General features: G+C 60.6%; 16 protein-coding genes. 12 read left to right on the forward strand and 4 right to left on the reverse strand.

What is annotated here, in order from left to right:
* Positions 1-100 precede the first annotated feature (100 nt).
* From INF32_RS06415 to INF32_RS06425, 3 genes are all read left to right on the forward strand, one after another.
* Entirely contained in the window at positions 101-787 is a 687-nt protein-coding gene (locus INF32_RS06415; protein ID WP_226387531.1) for a response regulator transcription factor, read from the forward strand.
* Between the two features lie 9 nt (positions 788-796).
* Complete coding sequence (locus tag INF32_RS06420; RefSeq protein ID WP_226387532.1) at positions 797-2068, forward strand: sensor histidine kinase; 1272 nt, start codon at positions 797-799, stop codon at positions 2066-2068.
* Positions 2069-2191: 123 nt separating this feature from the next.
* Entirely contained in the window at positions 2192-2632 is a 441-nt protein-coding gene (locus tag INF32_RS06425; protein ID WP_226387533.1) for a PepSY-like domain-containing protein, read from the forward strand.
* Positions 2633-2806: 174 nt separating this feature from the next.
* Here the strand turns inward: INF32_RS06425 and rbr are convergent, their stop codons facing one another.
* Positions 2807-3391 carry a rubrerythrin gene (gene rbr, locus INF32_RS06430; protein WP_226387534.1) on the reverse strand — a complete coding sequence of 195 codons (585 nt, stop codon included), beginning with the start codon at positions 3389-3391 and terminating at the stop codon, positions 2807-2809.
* Between the two features lie 64 nt (positions 3392-3455).
* On the opposite strand from rbr, the gene INF32_RS06435 reads away from it, so the two are divergent.
* Positions 3456-4076, forward strand: coding sequence for a superoxide dismutase (locus tag INF32_RS06435; RefSeq protein ID WP_394368319.1), 621 nt, complete (start codon positions 3456-3458; stop codon positions 4074-4076).
* Between the two features lie 177 nt (positions 4077-4253).
* Here the strand turns inward: INF32_RS06435 and INF32_RS06440 are convergent, their stop codons facing one another.
* From INF32_RS06440 to nadC, 3 genes are read right to left on the reverse strand one after another with little or no spacing between them, the layout of a single operon-like run.
* Positions 4254-5480: an acyloxyacyl hydrolase gene (locus tag INF32_RS06440; RefSeq protein ID WP_226387536.1), complete on the reverse strand. Its 1227-nt coding sequence runs from the start codon at positions 5478-5480 to the stop codon at positions 4254-4256.
* Between the two features lie 60 nt (positions 5481-5540).
* Positions 5541-7751 carry a S9 family peptidase gene (locus tag INF32_RS06445; protein WP_226387537.1) on the reverse strand — a complete coding sequence of 737 codons (2211 nt, stop codon included), beginning with the start codon at positions 7749-7751 and terminating at the stop codon, positions 5541-5543.
* 11 nt (positions 7752-7762) lie between these two features.
* A complete protein-coding gene (gene nadC / locus INF32_RS06450; protein WP_226387538.1) occupies positions 7763-8617 on the reverse strand; it encodes a carboxylating nicotinate-nucleotide diphosphorylase in 855 nt (284 codons plus the stop codon).
* Between the two features lie 353 nt (positions 8618-8970).
* Here nadC and ilvD point away from each other — a divergent pair, with 353 nt between their 5' ends.
* The 8 genes from ilvD to INF32_RS06490 all read left to right on the forward strand — a co-directional run bounded on the left by ilvD (position 8971) and on the right by INF32_RS06490 (position 18401).
* Complete coding sequence (gene ilvD, locus INF32_RS06455) at positions 8971-10782, forward strand: dihydroxy-acid dehydratase (protein WP_226387539.1); 1812 nt, start codon at positions 8971-8973, stop codon at positions 10780-10782.
* A gap of 16 nt (positions 10783-10798) precedes the next feature.
* Positions 10799-12499: a biosynthetic-type acetolactate synthase large subunit gene (gene ilvB, locus INF32_RS06460; protein WP_226387540.1), complete on the forward strand. Its 1701-nt coding sequence runs from the start codon at positions 10799-10801 to the stop codon at positions 12497-12499.
* Between the two features lie 21 nt (positions 12500-12520).
* On the forward strand, positions 12521-13057 hold the full coding sequence (ilvN, locus tag INF32_RS06465; protein WP_226387541.1) for an acetolactate synthase small subunit: 537 nt from the start codon (positions 12521-12523) through the stop codon (positions 13055-13057).
* Positions 13058-13091: 34 nt separating this feature from the next.
* The gene (ilvC, locus tag INF32_RS06470) at positions 13092-14141 is read left to right on the forward strand and encodes a ketol-acid reductoisomerase (protein WP_226387542.1); all 1050 of its coding nucleotides are present in this window, start codon (positions 13092-13094) and stop codon (positions 14139-14141) included.
* A gap of 205 nt (positions 14142-14346) precedes the next feature.
* Positions 14347-15282: a nucleotide-diphospho-sugar transferase gene (locus tag INF32_RS06475; RefSeq protein ID WP_226387543.1), complete on the forward strand. Its 936-nt coding sequence runs from the start codon at positions 14347-14349 to the stop codon at positions 15280-15282.
* Positions 15283-15535: 253 nt separating this feature from the next.
* The gene (locus tag INF32_RS06480; RefSeq protein ID WP_226387544.1) at positions 15536-16354 is read left to right on the forward strand and encodes a prephenate dehydratase; all 819 of its coding nucleotides are present in this window, start codon (positions 15536-15538) and stop codon (positions 16352-16354) included.
* Between the two features lie 26 nt (positions 16355-16380).
* Positions 16381-17562 (forward strand): pyridoxal phosphate-dependent aminotransferase, encoded by a 1182-nt coding sequence (locus tag INF32_RS06485; protein ID WP_226387545.1) that lies wholly within the window; start codon positions 16381-16383, stop codon positions 17560-17562.
* Positions 17559-18401: a prephenate dehydrogenase gene (locus INF32_RS06490; protein WP_226387546.1), complete on the forward strand. Its 843-nt coding sequence runs from the start codon at positions 17559-17561 to the stop codon at positions 18399-18401. The genes INF32_RS06485 and INF32_RS06490 overlap by 4 nt, the downstream gene beginning before the upstream one ends.
* Positions 18402-18413 lie beyond the last annotated feature (12 nt).

The raw sequence follows: 18413 nt of genomic DNA on the forward strand, positions 1-18413 counted from the left end.
ACCGGCCGCACGGGAAACCTCTTCTCGGCCGCACATTCTTCGGAACGATTTTCCTTCCCGTTTCAATTTCATTACAAAATCTAATGACTAAATTTGTCGTATGAAAATCCTGATCGTAGAAGACGAGCCCTCCCTGCGGGAGATCATGCAGCGGGCGCTCCTGCAGGAGCGCTACGTGGTGGAAACGGCGGCGACCTTCGCCGAAGCCGACGCCAAAATCGCAGGATACAGCTACGACTGCATCCTGCTCGACATCATGCTGCCGGACGGCAATGGTCTCCGGCTGCTCGAACGTCTCAAAGAGTTGAACAAGCGGGAAAACGTCATCATCATCTCCGCCCGCGACTCGATCGAGGACAAGGTGCTCGGACTGGAGCGGGGGGCCGACGACTACCTGCCCAAGCCGTTCCACACGGCGGAACTGCTGGCCCGTATCCGGAGCGTCCTGCGGCGCGGACGCTCCGGCGGGGAGCTGGTACTGACGTTGGGCAACGTATCGCTCGAACCGGAAAACGGCCGCGTGCGGGTGGAAGGACGGGAACTGCCCCTGCTGAAAAAGGAGTTCGACATCCTGCTCTATTTCATGCAGCGGCCGAACCACCTGGTAGACAAGAGCGTGCTGGCAGAGGCCGTCTGGGGAGACCATGCCGACCAGGCCGACAACTTCCATTTCGTCTATGCCCAGATGAAGAACCTGCGCCGCAAGCTGGCCGAAGCGGGAGCGACCCTCGAATTAAAAGCCGTTTACGGATTCGGATACAAACTCGTCCCCCCGACGGAAGAATAACCGCACGCCATGAAACTGATCTACCGTATCACCCTGCGCCTGTCGCTCGTCCTGCTGCCGCTGCTGGCCCTGTGGGCGGCGCTGTTCTATTTCACGATGGTGGACGAGATCAACGACGAGGCCGACGACGCGCTGGAAGACTATTCGGAACTGATCATCGTCCGCATCCTCGCCGGCCGGGAACTGCCCCGGCCGAACAACGGTTCGAACAACAGCTACTCGGTCACGCCCATCGACGAGGCCCAGGCGGAGAGCCGGCCCCATATCGAATATTACGACGCCGAAGTGTACATTCCCGAAAAGGAGGAGACGGAACCGGCCCGTATCCTGACCACCATTTTCCGGGACGGAGAGGGCCGCTATTACGAGTTGAAAGTGGCGACCCCCACCTTCGAAAAGGAGGACCTGCTCGGTTCCGTCCTCTGGTGGATCGTCATTCTCTACTGCACGCTGCTGCTGACGATCACGGGAGTAACCGTCTGGGTTTTCCAGCGCAACATGCGCCCGCTGTACGCCCTGCTGCACTGGCTCGACGGATACACGCCCGGATGCAAGGGCGCTCCCCTGCCCGACGACACGAACGTCACGGAATTCCGCCGGCTCAACGAAGCGGCACAGCAGGCCATGGCGCGTTCGGAAGAGCTTTTCGAACGGCAGAAACAGTTCATCGGCAACGCCTCGCACGAGTTGCAGACCCCGCTGGCCGTACTGGGCAACCGGATCGAATGGCTGCTGGATAACACCGCGCCCACCGAAACCCAGACAGAAGAACTCCTCAAGATACAGCGTACCCTGGGCGACATCGTGCGGCTGAACAAGACCCTGCTGCTGCTCACCCGCATCGAGAACGGACAGTTCCCCGAAAGCACCGAAATAGAGATCGCCTCCATGCTCCGCGAACAGGCCGACCTCTACGCGGAGATCTACGGACACCGGAACATCCGCTGCCGGACGGAAGAGAGCGGGCCGCTGACGGTGAGGATGAACCGGTCGCTCGCCTCGACGCTGGTTTCGAACCTGCTCAAAAACGCCTATGTCCATACGCCGGAGGAAGGCCGGATCGAAATCAGCCTCCGGAACCGGACGCTGACCGTAGCCAACAGCGGCGAAAAGGCGCTCGACGGAGAGCGCATCTTCGAGCGCTTTTACCAGGGCAGCAAAAAGGAAGGGTCCACCGGGCTGGGTCTCTCGCTGGTCAGCGCAGTGGGAAGATACTACGGTCTGCACATCGGATACGCATTCGAGGAGGGCATGCACCGTTTTTCCGTGACCTGGCCGTAATATCGGGGCAAAAAAACGACTTTTTTCCGCCGGAAGGCGGAAATTTCAAATCCGTTTCAAAATCGTCCCCGTACTTTGTACCAGAGATCAAAAACAATGTCTGACAAATAAAAACGAAAAAAAATGAAAAAGTTCCTGTTTCTCGCCCTCGCGGCACTGACCCTGGGTTCCTACACGGCATGCGCCGACAACGACCGTCCCATCAGCGTGGACCAGCTGCCCCAGAAGGCACAGCAATTCATCAAACAGCACTTCCCCAAGGAAAAGATCGCCTTCGCCAAGCAGGAGCGCGACTTCATGGAGATCACCTACGAAGTGGTATTCACGTCCAGCTCGAAAGTGGAATTCACGAAAGACGGAAACTGGAAAGAGGTGGACTGCAAGTATTCGACGGTGCCCGTTGCGATCATTCCCGCCCAGATCAAGAACTACGTCTCGCAGCATTATCCCGACACCTCGGTGGTTCAGATCGACCGCGACAAACGGGATTACGAGGTGAAACTCACCAACGGGCTCGAACTGACGTTCGATCTGAAATTCAACCTGATCGACATCGACGACTAACCGTTTCCGACGGAAAGAAGTCGTCCGACCCCATTTCAGAAACAGCCGTCACCCCTGCCGGAACGATTCCGGCAGGGGTGAAAGCATAACAGGCGGACCGGACGGCCGGACCTCTCCCGCAGTGCACGGCCCGCCCGCAGGGAAATCCCGCGGCGGCCGGACAGGCCTCCGGGATCAATAGGTCGTCTCCTGCGCTATCTCGAAGAAAGCCTGCGGATGGCCGCAAACGGGACATTTTTCGGGAGCCAGCTTGCCTTTGACACGGTAACCGCACTTGCGGCAGATCCACTCCTGCGGCTCGTCCGAACGGAAAACCGTACCGGAAGCCACCTTATCGTAAAACTCGCGGTAACGCTTCTCGTGCATCTGCTCGACCGAAGCGATCATCCGGAAAGCCCGGGCCACATCCCTGAACCCCTCCGCCTCGGCCACGCGGGCATATTCGGGGTAGAGCTCCTCCCATTCGTCGTACTCGCCCTGCGCGGCGGCGGCCAGATTGTCGAGCGTACCGGAGATCACCCCGGCCGGATAGGTGCCCGTGAATTCGAGCATGCCGCCGTCGAGAAACTTGAAGAACACCTCGGCATGTTCCTTTTCGTTGGCCGCGGTCTCTTCGAAAATCTGGGCGATCTGTTCATATCCCTCCCTGCGTGCCACCGAAGCGAAAAACGTGTAACGGTTCCGTGCCTGAGACTCGCCGGAAAAGGCTTTCATCAGATTCTTTTCGGTTTCCGTTCCTTTTAAATTCTTTAATCCCATAGTTTTATTATATTTGTTAGGTGGTATAATATTTGCCGTTCAACGGATAAAAAACCGATCCGCCATGACGACTTTATTACTCATTTTAAATCTTATGACCATGACACACGAATTGCCTAAACTGCCCTATGCGCTGGACGCTCTGGCACCCCAGATCAGCGAGGAGACCATGCTGTACCACTACGGCAAGCATCACAAAGCCTATGTCGACAACCTCAACCGGCTGATCGACGGCACCCGGTGGCAGAACGCCACGCTGGAGGAGATCGTCCTCGGCGCGGACGGAGCCATTTTCAACAATGCGGCACAGGCCTGGAATCATACCTTCTTCTTCCTTTCCCTCTCCCCCGATCCAAAATCGGTGCCAACGGGCGCTCTGGCCGAAGCGATTGATCGCGATTTCGGTTCTTTCGAGAGTTTCAAAGAGACCATGGGCAAGGCGGCCGCCGGCCAGTTCGGTTCGGGCTGGGCATGGCTGGTACAAGACAAGGACGGGAAACTGTCCGTCGTGGCCGAATCCAACGCGGGCAATCCGATGACCCGCGGGCTCAAACCGCTGCTCAACATCGACGTGTGGGAACACGCCTACTACATCGACTACCGCAACCGCCGTCCCGACTTCATCCAGGCCGTCTGGGACCGAGTGGACTGGAAGACGGTCGAAAAACGCTTCGGAGAGAAATAGGAACCGGACGGGATTTCCCGGAAAACGGAACGGCCCGGAAAACCCGCCGCAACGATTTCGCCCCTGTCGGAGTTGTCTCCGACAGGGGCGATTCTCTTTTCCGGAGAACGGAGGGTCTCCTCCGTTCGTCCGCCGCGGCATGAAGCAGACCGCAGAACGGCCGGGAGAACCTCCGCGTCAACGCCGGATGCGGTCGCCCAACCTCCGGCCCCGGATGGTATATCCCAGGCTCCAGTAGAGATACTGGGCCTGGCTGAAATGGGTGGCCCGGATGCCGAAAGTGCCGAACAGGTTCTCCTTCAGGTAGATTTTGACGCCCAGCACCTGATAGAGACGAAAATCGCGCTTGTTGCCGTGCAGGACGTTCCAGCCGAGGTTGGCGAAGATCGAATAGTGGGGAAGCACCATCTCCCCCTTGGCCGAAATACCGAGGGAGAGCCTCTTTCCGAAAGGAGCCAGTTTCACCCGGTCGTAATAGTTGCCGTCGGCAGGATTCAGTTCGCGCCACATGCGGGCCCCCGAGCTCTCGTCGTAGAGCAGGTCGAACGAAAGCCCGTACTTGTATTTATAGCCCGGCGCGTACATGGCCGCATAGCTGAGACCGTAGACATTGAATTTCCGGTCCACATACCCCGAAGGGAGTCCCGTCCCGGTCGTGTCGATGTCGATCTGGCGGACGGAGATATTGACCAGCAGGTCATGGTCGATCCGCCGGACGAAACGGGGGGGGACAGCCAGTGGATTGAACTCCTCGATCACCCGGTCGCGGTTGAAATTGTAGGCCACCTCCAGGAAGATTCCGCCCATGTTCATGCCGTGGTTGGGCTGACGGGTCGAACCGTTGGAAAAATGGGTGAGTCCGGCCCCCAGATGAACGTCCAGCCGGCGCGAAAGGTAGAATTTCAGATAGAGGTTCACCCCGACATGGGCGTTGACCGAGGAGCCGAGCGCCACGTTTTCCGGATTGTCGAAAGGATCGTAATATTTCCAGTTGGCCGACATGCCCAGATTCCACTCGTAATTGAGACCCACGCGCCGCGAGAGCTGGGAGAGCGTGGCTCCCTGGAAAAGATACAGGGAGAACGGACGTCCCAGGTCGTCGTTCCGCCCGAACCAGGCCGTATAGGCCCCCACTCCATAGTAGGGCATGCCGTAGGCGATATCTTTCCAGTCGGAACCCAACGAACAGAAGGCGTATTTGACCGAAGCCGAACCGTAGAGGGGAATCCGGCGGTTTCCCTGCACGAACTCGTTGGTGCCGAACACCGTACCCGCCGTGCCGTTCAGCGCCAGGTAGGAGGGACGGCGCAGGGAATCGGGCCGGCGTTCCGCCCGTCCGGAGAGGGACAGACCGACGCATGCCAGCAGGACAAGGGAAACGATATACCGCTCGGGGCTCTTCATGGTTCGGGTCTCGGCCGGCTTTCCGGAAAAAACGATCCGCGGCACCGGCCGTTATCGGTTCTACAAGTGTTCCTTCGTGTATTCGATCAGTTTCTTCAGCACGTGATGGCGGCCCGTGGGACGCATGCCGTGGTTGTCGTCGGGATAGATCATCATGTCGAACGGCCTGCCCGCACGTACGAGGGCCGAAGCCATCTCGTAACTGTTCTGCACGTGGACGTTGTCGTCCCCCGTACCGTGCACCAGCAGCAGACGCCCGCGCAGGCTGTCAGCGTAGTGGATCGGCGAATTGTCGTCGTATCCCCGGGGATTCTCCTGGGGGAGCCCGTTGTAAATCTCCGTATAAATCGTATCGTAAAACCGCCACGAGGTGACGGGCGCCACCGCCACGGCCATCTTGTAGATGTCGTTCCCTTTCAGTATGCAGTTCAGTGCCATGAACCCGCCGTAACTCCAGCCGTAGATACCGATCCTTCCCGGGTCGGCCCACGGTCGGGAGGCCACCCAGCGGGCGGCGGCGATCTGGTCTTCGGTTTCGAGACGGCCCAAATTCCCGTAGGTGCACTTCTTGAACTCCTCGCCCCGGAAACCGGTACCCCGGCCGTCCACGCACACCACCACATAACCCGACTGAACCAGCACGTCCGTCCAGTCCATTCCCCAACTGTCGGCCACCTGCTGGGAGCCCGGCCCGCTGTATTGAATCATCAGCACGGGATACTTCACCGCTCCGGCCGCATCGAACCCGGCCGGGACGAGACGGTATCCGTTCAGTTCGGTCCCTTCCGGCGTTCGGAACGTGAAGAACTCCTTCACGGGCACCTCCAGCCGGCGAAGCGTATCGCGCAGGGAGGCGTTCTCCTCAAGCGTGCGCACCACACGGCCGTCCGAAGTATGAAGCCGCACCACGGTCGGCGTGGAGACGTTGGAAAAATAGCTGAGGAAATAGCGGAACCCGCGCGAAGGGGCGATACGGTACGTACCCTGTTCGGCAGCCATGCCCTTCTCCGCCACACCGGTCAGGCGGCGTTTACCCCGGCCGTCGATTCCGATCTCGTAAAGGCTGCGGCGCAGGGGGGACTCCTCGGTGGAGAGATAATAGACCCTGTCGCCCTCCACGCCCACTACCGAGGTCACCTCCCACGGACCGGAAGTGACGGGACGCGGCTCCCCGCCCTCCACGTCGCACAGGTAGAGGTGCATGAACCCGTCCCGTTCGCTGCGCACGAGGAAACGGCGGGAATCGGGCAGGAAAGTGACGGTCTGGTCGTCCACCCGTTCCACATACCGGTCGGAGGTCTCCGTATAGAGGGCCCGGGCCGGAACCGGCTCCCCGCCGCCGGAACAAAGGTCGTCGCACCCGGCCAGCATCAGTTCGAACCGGTTCTGCCGGCGGTTGACCCGGTAGAACCAGAGGTCTCCGCCGGACGTCCACCCGATGCGGGGCAGGTACTGATCGGTTTCGGTGCCGGTATCCACCCGCCGCACGACGCCCGAACCGAGGTCGCAGAGACGAAGTTCGACAGAGGCATTCTTCCCGCCCGCCTTGGGATATTTATAGGTATAAGGTTCCGGGTAGAGTTTGCCCTGGAAACGCATGAAGGAAAACTCGGGCACCTCGCTCTCGTCGAACCGCAGGAAAGCGATCCGGCGACTGTCGGGCGACCATTCGAAAGCGCGCGAAAAGGCGAACTCCTCTTCGTACACCCAGTCGGGCACGCCGTTGATGACATGGTTGATGCGTCCGTCGGATGTGATCCGTTCCAGGGAATAATCCTCCAGATTCACGACATAGAGGTCGTTGTCCCTGACGAAGGCGACCCGGCGGCCGTCCGGCGAAAAACGGGCGGCCCGCTCCCGCCCGGCCCCGGAGAGACGGTGCAGGGAGTCGGCATCCCGGTCGTATATCCAGTAATCGGCCGTGAAGGAGCGGCGGTAGATCGGTTCGACCTTCGTCGCCAGCAGGATTTTCCGCTCGTCGGAACTGAACGCGTAACCTGCGAATTTCCCTCCGGGCAGTTCCGACCGTTTCGCATCGAAAACCACACCGGCCTCCCCGCCGTCCCGGTACCGGTAGCGGACGATACGACCCTCCTTCACCGCAGTATAGTGCTCCCCGTCGGCCATCGAACGCACTCCGGCGACCGTCTTCGGCACGAATTTTTCCGACAGCGTCCCGTAATCGAACGCAGGCCCGGCCGAAACCGAAGCCGCGCAGAAGAGCCCCGCCGCGGCGAACAGGCCTCCCCACCTATGTTTCCAATCGGTCATGTCGGATTCGTTTAACAGGCTTTCAGACTCAGGTCGAGACTCTTGATCTGATGAGTCAGGGCACCGACGGAGATGAAATCGACGCCGCACTCGGCATACTCCCGGAGCGTGTCGAAAGTGATTCCTCCCGACGACTCGATCTCGCAGCGCCCCCCGATCTTCTCCACGGCCCGACGGGTCAGTTCGGGCGTGAAGTTGTCGAGCATGATGCGGTCGGCGCCCCCGGCCCGGAACACTTCGTCTATGTCTTCGAGCGTGCGCACCTCCACCTCGATCTTCAGATGTTCCCGGTGTGCCTTTTTCAGGTACTCGCGCGTCCGGACGATCGCCTCGTACACCCCTCCGGCGAAGTCGATGTGGTTGTCCTTCAGAAGCACCATATCGAACAGGCCCATGCGGTGATTCTCGCCGCCGCCCAGTTTCACCGCCATCTTGTCGAGCACACGCATCCCCGGAGTGGTCTTGCGCGTATCGAGCACCCTGCACCGGAGCCCCTCGAGCCGTTTCACGTAACGGGCCGTCTGGGTCGCCACACCGCTCATGCGCTGCATGACGTTGAGCAGGATGCGTTCGGCCTGCAACAGCGACTGTTCGCGCCCTTCCACGTAGAAAGCCACGTCGCCGGGCCGCACGGGCGTACCGTCCTCGATCTTGCGTTCGAACCGGACCTGCGGGTCGAGCCGCCGCAGAATCATCTCGGCCACCTCGACTCCTGCCAGCACGCCCTCCTGCTTGACCAGCAGCTTCATGCGGCCCCGGGCCCCGCCCGGAATGCAGGCCAGCGACGAATGGTCTCCGTCGCCGATGTCCTCCTTAATGGCCAGTTCGATCAGTTCCTCCACAAAAGGCTTATATTCCTCTTTCATATTGCATGTTTTTATGGGGTTTCCATTCCCCGTTCGGGGTAACAAAATTGCAAAAAATTATCCACCCGGCCAAATTCACGGCTCCCGGAAAGGAAAACCGCTCCGCAGACGGAATCAAAAAAGAGTTTTGTTTTTTTCATTGTTTTTGTAAAATTTTCTACCTTTGCGAGATAAAATTAACACCACGCACCGTACCAGTGTTTTGCCATAGTGGATCGGAACACATATTGCAATGATCCGCAATGCCTTACACCTCAAACCCTCCGGTTGGGCGTCACAACCCGGACGGACAGACGGCTGGAGAGACCGGAGCGATGTACTATTTTGTGACGAACCGAAAGAGAAGCAACAAGATGAAACCACTCAGAAGCAGCATCACGACACAAGGCCGTAAAATGGCAGGGGCACGCAGCCTGTGGAGGGCCAACGGCATGAAAGAGGAACAGATCGGGCAACCGGTCATCGCCATCGTCAATTCGTTCACCCAGTTCGTTCCCGGACACACCCACCTGCACGAAATCGGACAGCAGATCAAGGGGTGGATCGAACAGGAAGGCTGCTTCGCCGCCGAATTCAACACAATCGCCATCGACGACGGCATCGCCATGGGACACGACGGCATGCTCTACTCGCTCCCCTCCCGGGAGATCATCGCCGACAGCGTGGAATACATGGTCAACGCCCACAAGGCCGACGCCATGATCTGCATCTCCAACTGCGACAAGATCACCCCCGGAATGCTGATGGCCGCCATGCGGCTCAACATCCCCACGGTGTTCGTATCGGGCGGAGCCATGGAGGCCGGCAGGGTGGGCGACCGGGAGTACGACCTGATCGACGCCATGGTCAAGGGCGCCGACGAAACGGTGTCCGAAGAGGAACTGGCAGCCGTGGAACGCGGAGCCTGCCCCACCTGCGGATGCTGTTCGGGCATGTTCACGGCCAACTCCATGAACTGCCTGACCGAAGCGCTGGGCCTGGCCCTGCCGGGCAACGGAACGGTCGTGGCCACCCACGCGCAGCGGACGGAACTGTTCCGCAAGGCGGCCGCGCTGATCGTCAGAAACGCACGCGAATACTATTTCAACGATAACGACCAGGTTCTGCCGCGTTCGATCGCCACGCGGCAGGCGTTCCTCAACGCCATGAGCATGGATATCGCCATGGGGGGGTCGTCCAACACGGTGCTGCATCTGCTGGCCGTAGCCTATGAAGCCGGCGTGGACTTCACGATGCGGGACATCGACGCCCTTTCGCGCCGGATTCCCGTGCTGTGCAAGGTGGCGCCCAATTCGCACTACCACATCCAGGACGTGAACCGCGCCGGAGGTATCATGGCCATCCTGGGCGAACTGCGCCGGGCGGGAGCGATCGACGGCAGCGTGCTGCGGGTGGACTACCCCTCGCTGAATGCCGCGATCGACGAGAACGACATTCTCAGCCCGAAAGTCTCGCAGGAGGCTCTGCGCCGGACGCTGGCCGCACCGGGCGGCGTATTCAACATCACGCTCGGATCGCAGGACAACTATTACGGAGAACACGACACCGACCGCACCGCCGGGTGTATCCGCGATGCGGCCCATCCCTATCTCAGAGACGGCGGACTGGCCGTGCTTTTCGGCAATATCGCCCCGCAGGGGTGTATCGTCAAAACGGCCGGGGTCGATCCCTCGATCCTCCATTTCGAGGGGACGGCCCGCGTATTCGAATCGCAGGAAGAGGCTTGCGCAGGGATTCTGGGCGGCAAGGTACAGGCCTCGGACGTGGTGGTGATCCGCTACGAAGGCCCCAAAGGCGGGCCGGGCATGCAGGAGATGCTCTATCCCACGTCCTACCTCAAGTCGGTCAGGCTGGACAAGGCCTGTGCGTTGGTGACGGACGGACGTTTCTCGGGCGGCACCTCGGGACTGTCCATCGGGCACGTGTCGCCCGAAGCGGCGGCAGGCGGCCCGATCGCCCTCGTCGAAGACGGCGACCGGATCGTTATCGACATCGCGTCGAGAACGATCGACGTACGACTGTCCCAGGAGGAACTGGACCGGAGACGGGCCGCGCTCGCCTCCTTCGCACCCCGGCACCGCGACCGCACGGTAAGCCGGGCGCTGAAAGCCTATGCGGCCATGGTGGCATCGGCCGACAAGGGCGGAGTACGGATCGTGGAGTAACAAACGGAAAGACGACATGGCAAACAAACAGAGAGTGAAAGGAGGGGAGGCGCTGCTGCTCTCCCTGATCGAAGAGGGGGTGGACGTGCTGTTCGGTTATCCGGGCGGACAGGTGATCCCCGTCTATGACCATATCTACGACTACAAGGACCGCATCCGGCACATCCTCACCCGCCATGAACAGGGTGCGGTGCATGCGGCACAAGGCTATGCGCGGGCCACGGGACGCGTGGGCGTCTGCCTGGCCACCTCGGGCCCGGGCGCGACGAACCTCATGACAGGTATCGCCGACGCCATGCTCGACTCGACCCCGCTGGTCTGCATCACGGGACAGGTTCCCTCTTCGCTGCTGGGATCGGACGCTTTCCAGGAGGCCGACACGATCAGCATGACCATGCCCATCACCAAGTGGAACTACCAGGTGACGACCGCCTCGGAAATCCCGAAAGCCGTCGCCAAAGCCTTCTATATCGCCCGGTCGGGCCGGCCGGGCCCCGTGGTGATCGACATCGCCAAGAACGCGCAGGTAGAGGAGATGGAGTTCGCCTACAAGCCCTGCATCAGCCTGCGCAGCTATACGCCCCACCCCGCCCTCAATCCGGAGACGATGGCCCGGGCCGTGGAGATGCTCAACGCCTCGGAACGTCCGCTGGTGCTGGTGGGCCAGGGCGTGAAGCTGGCCGGTGCCGAACGGAAGATGATCGAACTGGCCGAGACGGGCAATCTGCCGATGGCCGCCACGCTGATGGGCATTTCGGCCGTGCCGAACGACCATCCGCAGTTCGTGGGCAACCTGGGCATGCACGGCAACCTGGCAGCCAACCAGATGACCCAGCACAGCGATCTGATCCTCGCGGTCGGGATGCGCTTCAGCGACCGGATCACGGGCGACGTGAAGCAGTACGCCCCGAATGCCAGAATCATCCACATAGACATCGACCCCGCCGAGCTGGGCAAGAACCTGCGGGTGGACCTGCCGATCAACGCCGATGCCGGCGACGCGCTGGAAGCGCTCAAGGTGGGGCTGAAATACAGGGACCGCAGCGAGTGGTACGCCTTTGCCCGGGAACAGTGGGAGATCGAGCGCGAACGGCTGGGCGCCACCCCCTGCGGCGCAGACGGCAGCCACCTGTCGATGGCCGAAGTGATCCGCCGCCTGGCCGAGACACAGGGGGGCGACGCCGTGATCGTGACGGACGTGGGCCAGAACCAGATGTTCGCCGCCCTCTATTCGAAATTCAACCGCACACGCAGTTTCATCACCTCCGGAGGGCTGGGGACCATGGGCTTCGGACTTCCCGCGGCACTGGGCGCCAAACTGGGCGTTCCGGAGCGCGAAGTGGTGGCCGTGCTGGGCGACGGCGGTTTCCAGATGACCATGCAGGAACTGGGGACGATCATGCAGAACCGGATCGGAGTGAAGATCATCGTGATGAACAACACCTACCTGGGCATGGTCCGCCAGTGGCAGGAACTCTTCTTCAACCACCGCTACTCGTTCACCGAGTTGGAAAACCCCGACTTCCAGCTCATCGCCCGGGCGTACGGCATCCCTTCGGAACGCGTGATGCGGGCCGGAGAGCTGGAGGGGGCGCTCGAACGGATGAAACGGGCCGAAGGCTCCTTCCTGCTGGAGGCAGTGGTGCTGCCCGAGGAGAACGTCTTCCCGATGGTGCCCGCAGGAGCATCGCTGTCGGACCTGATCTTCCATTCGTAGGCGGACAAAAAACGAAGATACATGAACAAGGAATATATCATCATCGCATTCACGGAGAACCAGATCGGCGTACTGAACCGGATCACGAGCTGCTATCTGCGCCGCAAGATCAACATCGAGAGCCTGAAGGTTTCCGAATCGCCGGTCAGGGGAATCAGCATGTTCGTCATTTCGGCCTTCACCACGGCCGAGACGATCGAGAAGGTCGCCAAGCAGATCCGCAACATCATCGACGTGCTGCAGGTCGATTTCTACGACGAGGCGGAGCTCATCACCCAGGAGATCGCCCTCTACAAAATATCCTCGCGCCCCTTCCGCGAAAACGGCCGGGTGGACGCCCTCTCGCGCCAGTGGGGTACCCGGCTGATCGAATTCTCGCCCAAGTACGTGGTGCTGGAGAAAACGGGCACCCGCGAGGAGATCGAGGAGCTGAAACGGGAACTGGAAGAGAACGGCCTGCTGCAGGAGTTCACCCGTTCGGGCAGCGTCATCATCCACCGCGACTCGATCTTCGACCGGCTGCACGAAACGATCGGGGACCGCTCCGGACAACAATGAAACATCAGGTAACAACACATAATTTGAAAAGAGTATGGCAAAAATGAATTTCGGGGGAGTCGAAGAGAACGTCGTAACCCGTGAAGAGTTTCCCCTGGCAAAGGCCCGGGAAGTGTTGAAGGACGAGACCATCGCCGTGATCGGATACGGCGTGCAGGGTCCCGGACAGTCGCTGAACCTGAAGGACAACGGTTTCAACGTCATCGTCGGCCAGCGCAGGAATTCCAAGACGTGGGACAAGGCCGTAGCCGACGGCTGGGTTCCCGGAGAGACGCTCTTCGAGATCGAAGAGGCCTGCCGGCGCGCCACCGTCATCCAGTACCTGCTGTCGGACGCCGCGCAGATCGCCATGTGGCCCACGGTCAAAAAGCACCTCACGGCGGGCAAGGCGCTCTACTTCTCGCACGGATTCGCCATCACTTATAAGGAACGGACCGGCATCGTGCCCCCGGCCGACGTGGACGTCATCATGATCGCGCCGAAAGGATCGGGCACTTCGCTGCGCCGCCTCTTCCTCGAAGGCCGCGGACTGAACTCCAGCTACGCCGTCTTCCAGGACGCCACGGGCCGTGCCCGCGACCGCGTGATCGCGCTGGGGATCGGTGTGGGATCGGGCTACCTGTTCGAAACCGATTTCAAACGGGAAGTCTATTCCGACCTGACCGGCGAACGGGGTACGCTGATGGGTGCCATCCAGGGTATTTTCGCCGCCCAGTACCAGGTGCTCCGCGAAAACGGACACACGCCTTCGGAAGCCTTCAACGAGACGGTGGAAGAGCTCACCCAGAGCCTGATGCCGCTGATCGGGGAGAACGGCATGGACTGGATGTACGCCAACTGCTCGACAACGGCGCAGCGCGGCGCCCTCGACTGGTGGAAACCTTTCCGCGACGCGACGCTGCCCGTCTTCAAGAAACTCTACGCCGAAGTGGCCGCCGGCAACGAGGCCCAGCGCTCGATCGACTCGAACAGCAAGCCCGACTACCGCGAAAAACTGGATGCCGAACTGCGCGAGATGCGCGAGAGCGAAATGTGGCAGGCCGGCGAAGCCGTACGTGCCCTGCGTCCGGAACGCAACAAATAGAGACGCTTCCACTGATAACGAATCATATCTCTCCGGGACCGGTCGGTCCCGAAATCCGGATTCACCCCTGCCGCACTTTGTTTTGCGGCAGGGGTGAATCCTTTAAAAGCCCGGCATCGGTCCTCGTTTTCCGCCCTCCGGTCCGAAACAGGAGGACTTTGCCGGATTTTACCTATCTTTGCCCGTAGCCAAAAAGCAACAGGACATGCAGACAGCCGTACTTTTCCTCATATTCAACCGGCCGGACACCGCCTCGCAGGTGTTCGAGGCCATCCGCCGGGCACGCCCTCCCCGGCTCTACGTGGCGGCCGACGGCCCGCGCAAAGAAAGGCCGGGCGAAGCGGAACTCTGCCGCAGGACGCGGGAAATCGTAAACGGCGTCGACTGGGAGTGCGAAGTGCACACCCTTTTCCGGGACGAGAATCTCGGTTGCGGACGGGCCGTCAGCGGGGCGATCGGATGGTTCTTCTCCCAGGAGCCGGAAGGAATCGTCCTGGAGGACGACTGCCTGCCCCACCCCGACTTCTTTCCCTACTGCGAGGAGCTGCTCGCCCGTTACCGCGACGACCGGAGGGTCGCTTTCATCTCGGGCAACAATTTCGATTTCGGAACCCCGGACCGCCGGACGTCCTACTATTTTTCGGCATACAGCCACGTATGGGGATGGGCCGCATGGCGCAGGAGCTGGGAACTGTACGATTTCAGCCTCGCCGGCAAGACGCTGCCGGAATTCCGGGCTGTCCTCCGCAACCTGTTCCTCACGCCGACGGAACGCCGCCACTGGGAAAATATCTTCATGAAGATGAAACTCGGAAAGATCGACACGTGGGACTACCAGTTTTCGATCTCCCTCATGTCCGCAGGGGCGCTCTGCATCATTCCGGCCGTGCCGTTGATCCGCAACATCGGTTTCACCCCGGATGCCACCCACACCACGCAGGAAGACCTCCGGCTGTCGCAGCGACTGACGGGCCCCATCCTCCCCCTGGTACACCCCGACCGCGTGGAACAGGACAAGGAAGCCGACCGCCGGTACATGCACGATTACCTCCGGCGCCGCATCTCCCTGCTGCACCACCTCAAACGAAAGGCGTTCTACGCCCTCGCCCGGGCACGGAAAAGGGAAGGCCGGACGCAATAATTCCATCGCGTTTGCGAAAAAATCAGCGGAAACGAAACTTTTTTAACATTTTTGTTCTATATTTGCAAAGTCGACCAACGACAAAAAGACCATGAAGAAATTTTCGCCGTTTTACGCATTCTTTTATTACTTCTACTTTACGGACAAGGTAGACGGGGTTTTGCGTATGCAGGCGTAGCATGAAATAAAGACGTAGAATATGAAAATCCCGATCTCGCACGAGACCGGGATTTTCGCTTAAAAGGACCGAACTATGAGAGTCGCCATTCAGGGTTACGAGGGATGCTTCCACCAGATCGTCGCACGCCATTACTTCGGGAACGAAGTCGAAACCGTTCCGTGCGCCACGTTCCGGGAAGTAGCCCACAAGGTAGAGCGGGGAGAGGTGGACTACGGCGTCATGGCCATCGAGAACTCCATTGCGGGAAGCATCATCGCCAATTACAGCATCCTCCAGAACAGCCGCCTGCAGGTGGCGGGTGAGGCCTACCTGCTCATCCGGCAGAACCTGCTGGTGCTTCCCGGAACGGAGATGGAGGATATCCGCGAGGTGCACTCCCACCCGATGGCCCTGCTCCAATGCGTGGACTACCTCGATCCCCGGGGCTGGAAACTGGTCGAAACGGAAGACACGGCCCTAAGCGCCCGGATCATCGCCGAAAAGGGATTGAAGAACGTGGCGGGAATCGCCAGTACGCTGGCCGCCGAACTCTTCGGACTGAAGGTGATCGCCCCCGACATCCACACGATCAAGAACAACTACACCCGTTTCATGATCCTCAAACAGACGGACCACCTGGTGCCCGAGGGGGCCGACAAAGCCTCCCTCTACATCAAGACCGACCACCGGCGGGGCTCGCTGCTGCGGGTGCTGCGCCAGATGGAGGATTCGGGCATCAACATGAGCAAGCTCCAGTCCTATCCCATCCCCAGCGAACCGTGGCACTACCTGTTCCACACCGACATGGAGTTCGACTCGCTGGGCGACTTCAACTACACGCTGGAAAAGATGCGCCGGGCGGCGGAAGAGGTCTATGTCTACGGCGTCTACAAAAAGGGAGAGAACATCTGACGAAAATCCAAAAACACGATAACGACATGAACGAAAAAGGTTTACAGATCGAAGTGGCGGAACGGCTCTCGGGAGTGGGCGAATACTACTTCTCGAAGAAGCTGCGCGAGATAGACCGGATGCGGGCGGAGGGAACGCCCGTCATCAGCCTGGGCATCGGAAGTCCCGACCAGCCGCCCCACCCCTCGGTGGTGGAACGCCTGGCGGCCGAGGCAGCCCGGTCCGACACCCACGCCTACCAGCCCTACAAGGGGGCGGCCGTCCTGCGGCGGGCCTTCTCGAAGTGGTATGCGGAACGTTACGGCGTGGCGCTCGACCCCGAAACGGAAATTCTTCCGCTCATCGGATCGAAAGAGGGCGTCATGCACATCTGCATGACCTATCTCAACCCGGGCGACCGGGTGTTGATTCCCAATCCCGGATACCCCACCTACCGCTCGGCGGCCACCATCGCCGGAGGCGTGTGCGTGGACTACCGGCTGACGGCGGAGAACGACTGGCTGCCCGACTTCGGACAGATCGAGGCCGCGGGACTGGAAGGCGTGAAAATGATGATCGTCAACTATCCCCAGATGCCGACCGGAGCACATGCCACGCCCGAGCTTTTCGCCCGGCTGGTGGAGTTCGCCCGGCGGCACGGCATCCTGCTGGTGCACGACAATCCGTACAGTTTCGTGCGGAACGACCGTCCGCTGAGCCTGCTCTCGGTACCCGGCGCCAAAGAGGTGGCGCTGGAGCTCAATTCGCTGAGCAAAAGCCACAACATGGCCGGCTGGCGCATCGGCATGATCGGCGGCAGCGCCGAACGGCTCAATGAGGTGATCCGATTCAAAAGCAACATGGATTCGGGCATGTTCTACCCGATGCAGGCGGCGGCGGCCACGGCCCTCTCGCTGGGCGACGAGTGGTACCGTTCGCTGAACGACCTCTACTACTCCCGCGAGGCGCTGGGCTACGAACTGCTCGATGTGCTGGGCTGCACCTACCGCAGGGGGCAGGCGGGACTGTTCGTCTGGGCGGCGCTGCCCGAAGGGTTCGACGGCGACTGCTACGCCTTTTCGGACCGGATACTCTACGACTGCGGGGTGTTCGTCACGCCGGGCGGCATCTTCGGCAGCGAAGGCGACCGTTACATCCGCATCAGCCTCTGCGCCTCGGAAGAGACCCTGCGGGCGGCCATCGGAAAAATCAGGGAGGGCCTGCGATGAAGACGGCGATCATCGGTATCGGGCTGATCGGGGGCTCTTTCGCCCTGAGCCTGAAGGAACACGGCCTGAGCGACGAAATATGGGGCGTGGACAAATCGGAAGCCAACCGGGACAAGGCGCTGGAAATGGGGCTGGTGGACCGGATCGTCACGCTGGACGAAGCGGCTGCGGGAGCCGACCTGATCGTGCTGGCCACGCCGGTGGATACCATTCCGCTGCTGGCCGTGAAACTGCTCAACAAGGCGAACGAACGGCAGGTGATCATGGACATGGGTTCGATCAAGGCGGAACTATGCGAGGTGATCGAACGGCACCCCAACCGGGGGCGTTTCGTAGCCACCCACCCCATGTGGGGCACCGAATACAGCGGTCCAGAAGCGGCCGTGAAAGGTGCCTTTACGGGACGTACCGTGGTGATCTGCAACCGGGAGCAGAGCGATCCGGACGCCCTGGAACGGGTCGAAGGCATCTACCGGACGATCGGTATGCCGATCACCTACATGGCGGCCGAGGACCAGGACCTGCATTCGGCCTACATCTCCCACATTTCGCACATCACCTCGTTCGCTCTGGCGCTCACCGTGCTGGAAAAGGAGCGCGAGGAGGAGCACATCTTCGACCTGGCGGGAGGCGGCTTCGAGAGCACGGTGCGTCTGGCCAAAAGTTCGGCCCGCACGTGGGCGCCCATCTTCCTGCAGAACAAGTACAACGTGCTCGACGTGCTGCGCGAGCACATCCACCAGCTGCAGATCTTCCGGCGGATGCTCGAACGCGACGACGTGAAGGGACTGACGGCCGCCATGGAAAAAGCCAATACGATCAAACGAATTCTCAAATAATCCCATACCTTT

Origin of the sequence: Gallalistipes aquisgranensis (assembly GCF_014982715.1) — a bacterium.
GTDB classification, from domain to species: domain Bacteria; phylum Bacteroidota; class Bacteroidia; order Bacteroidales; family Rikenellaceae; genus Gallalistipes; species Gallalistipes aquisgranensis.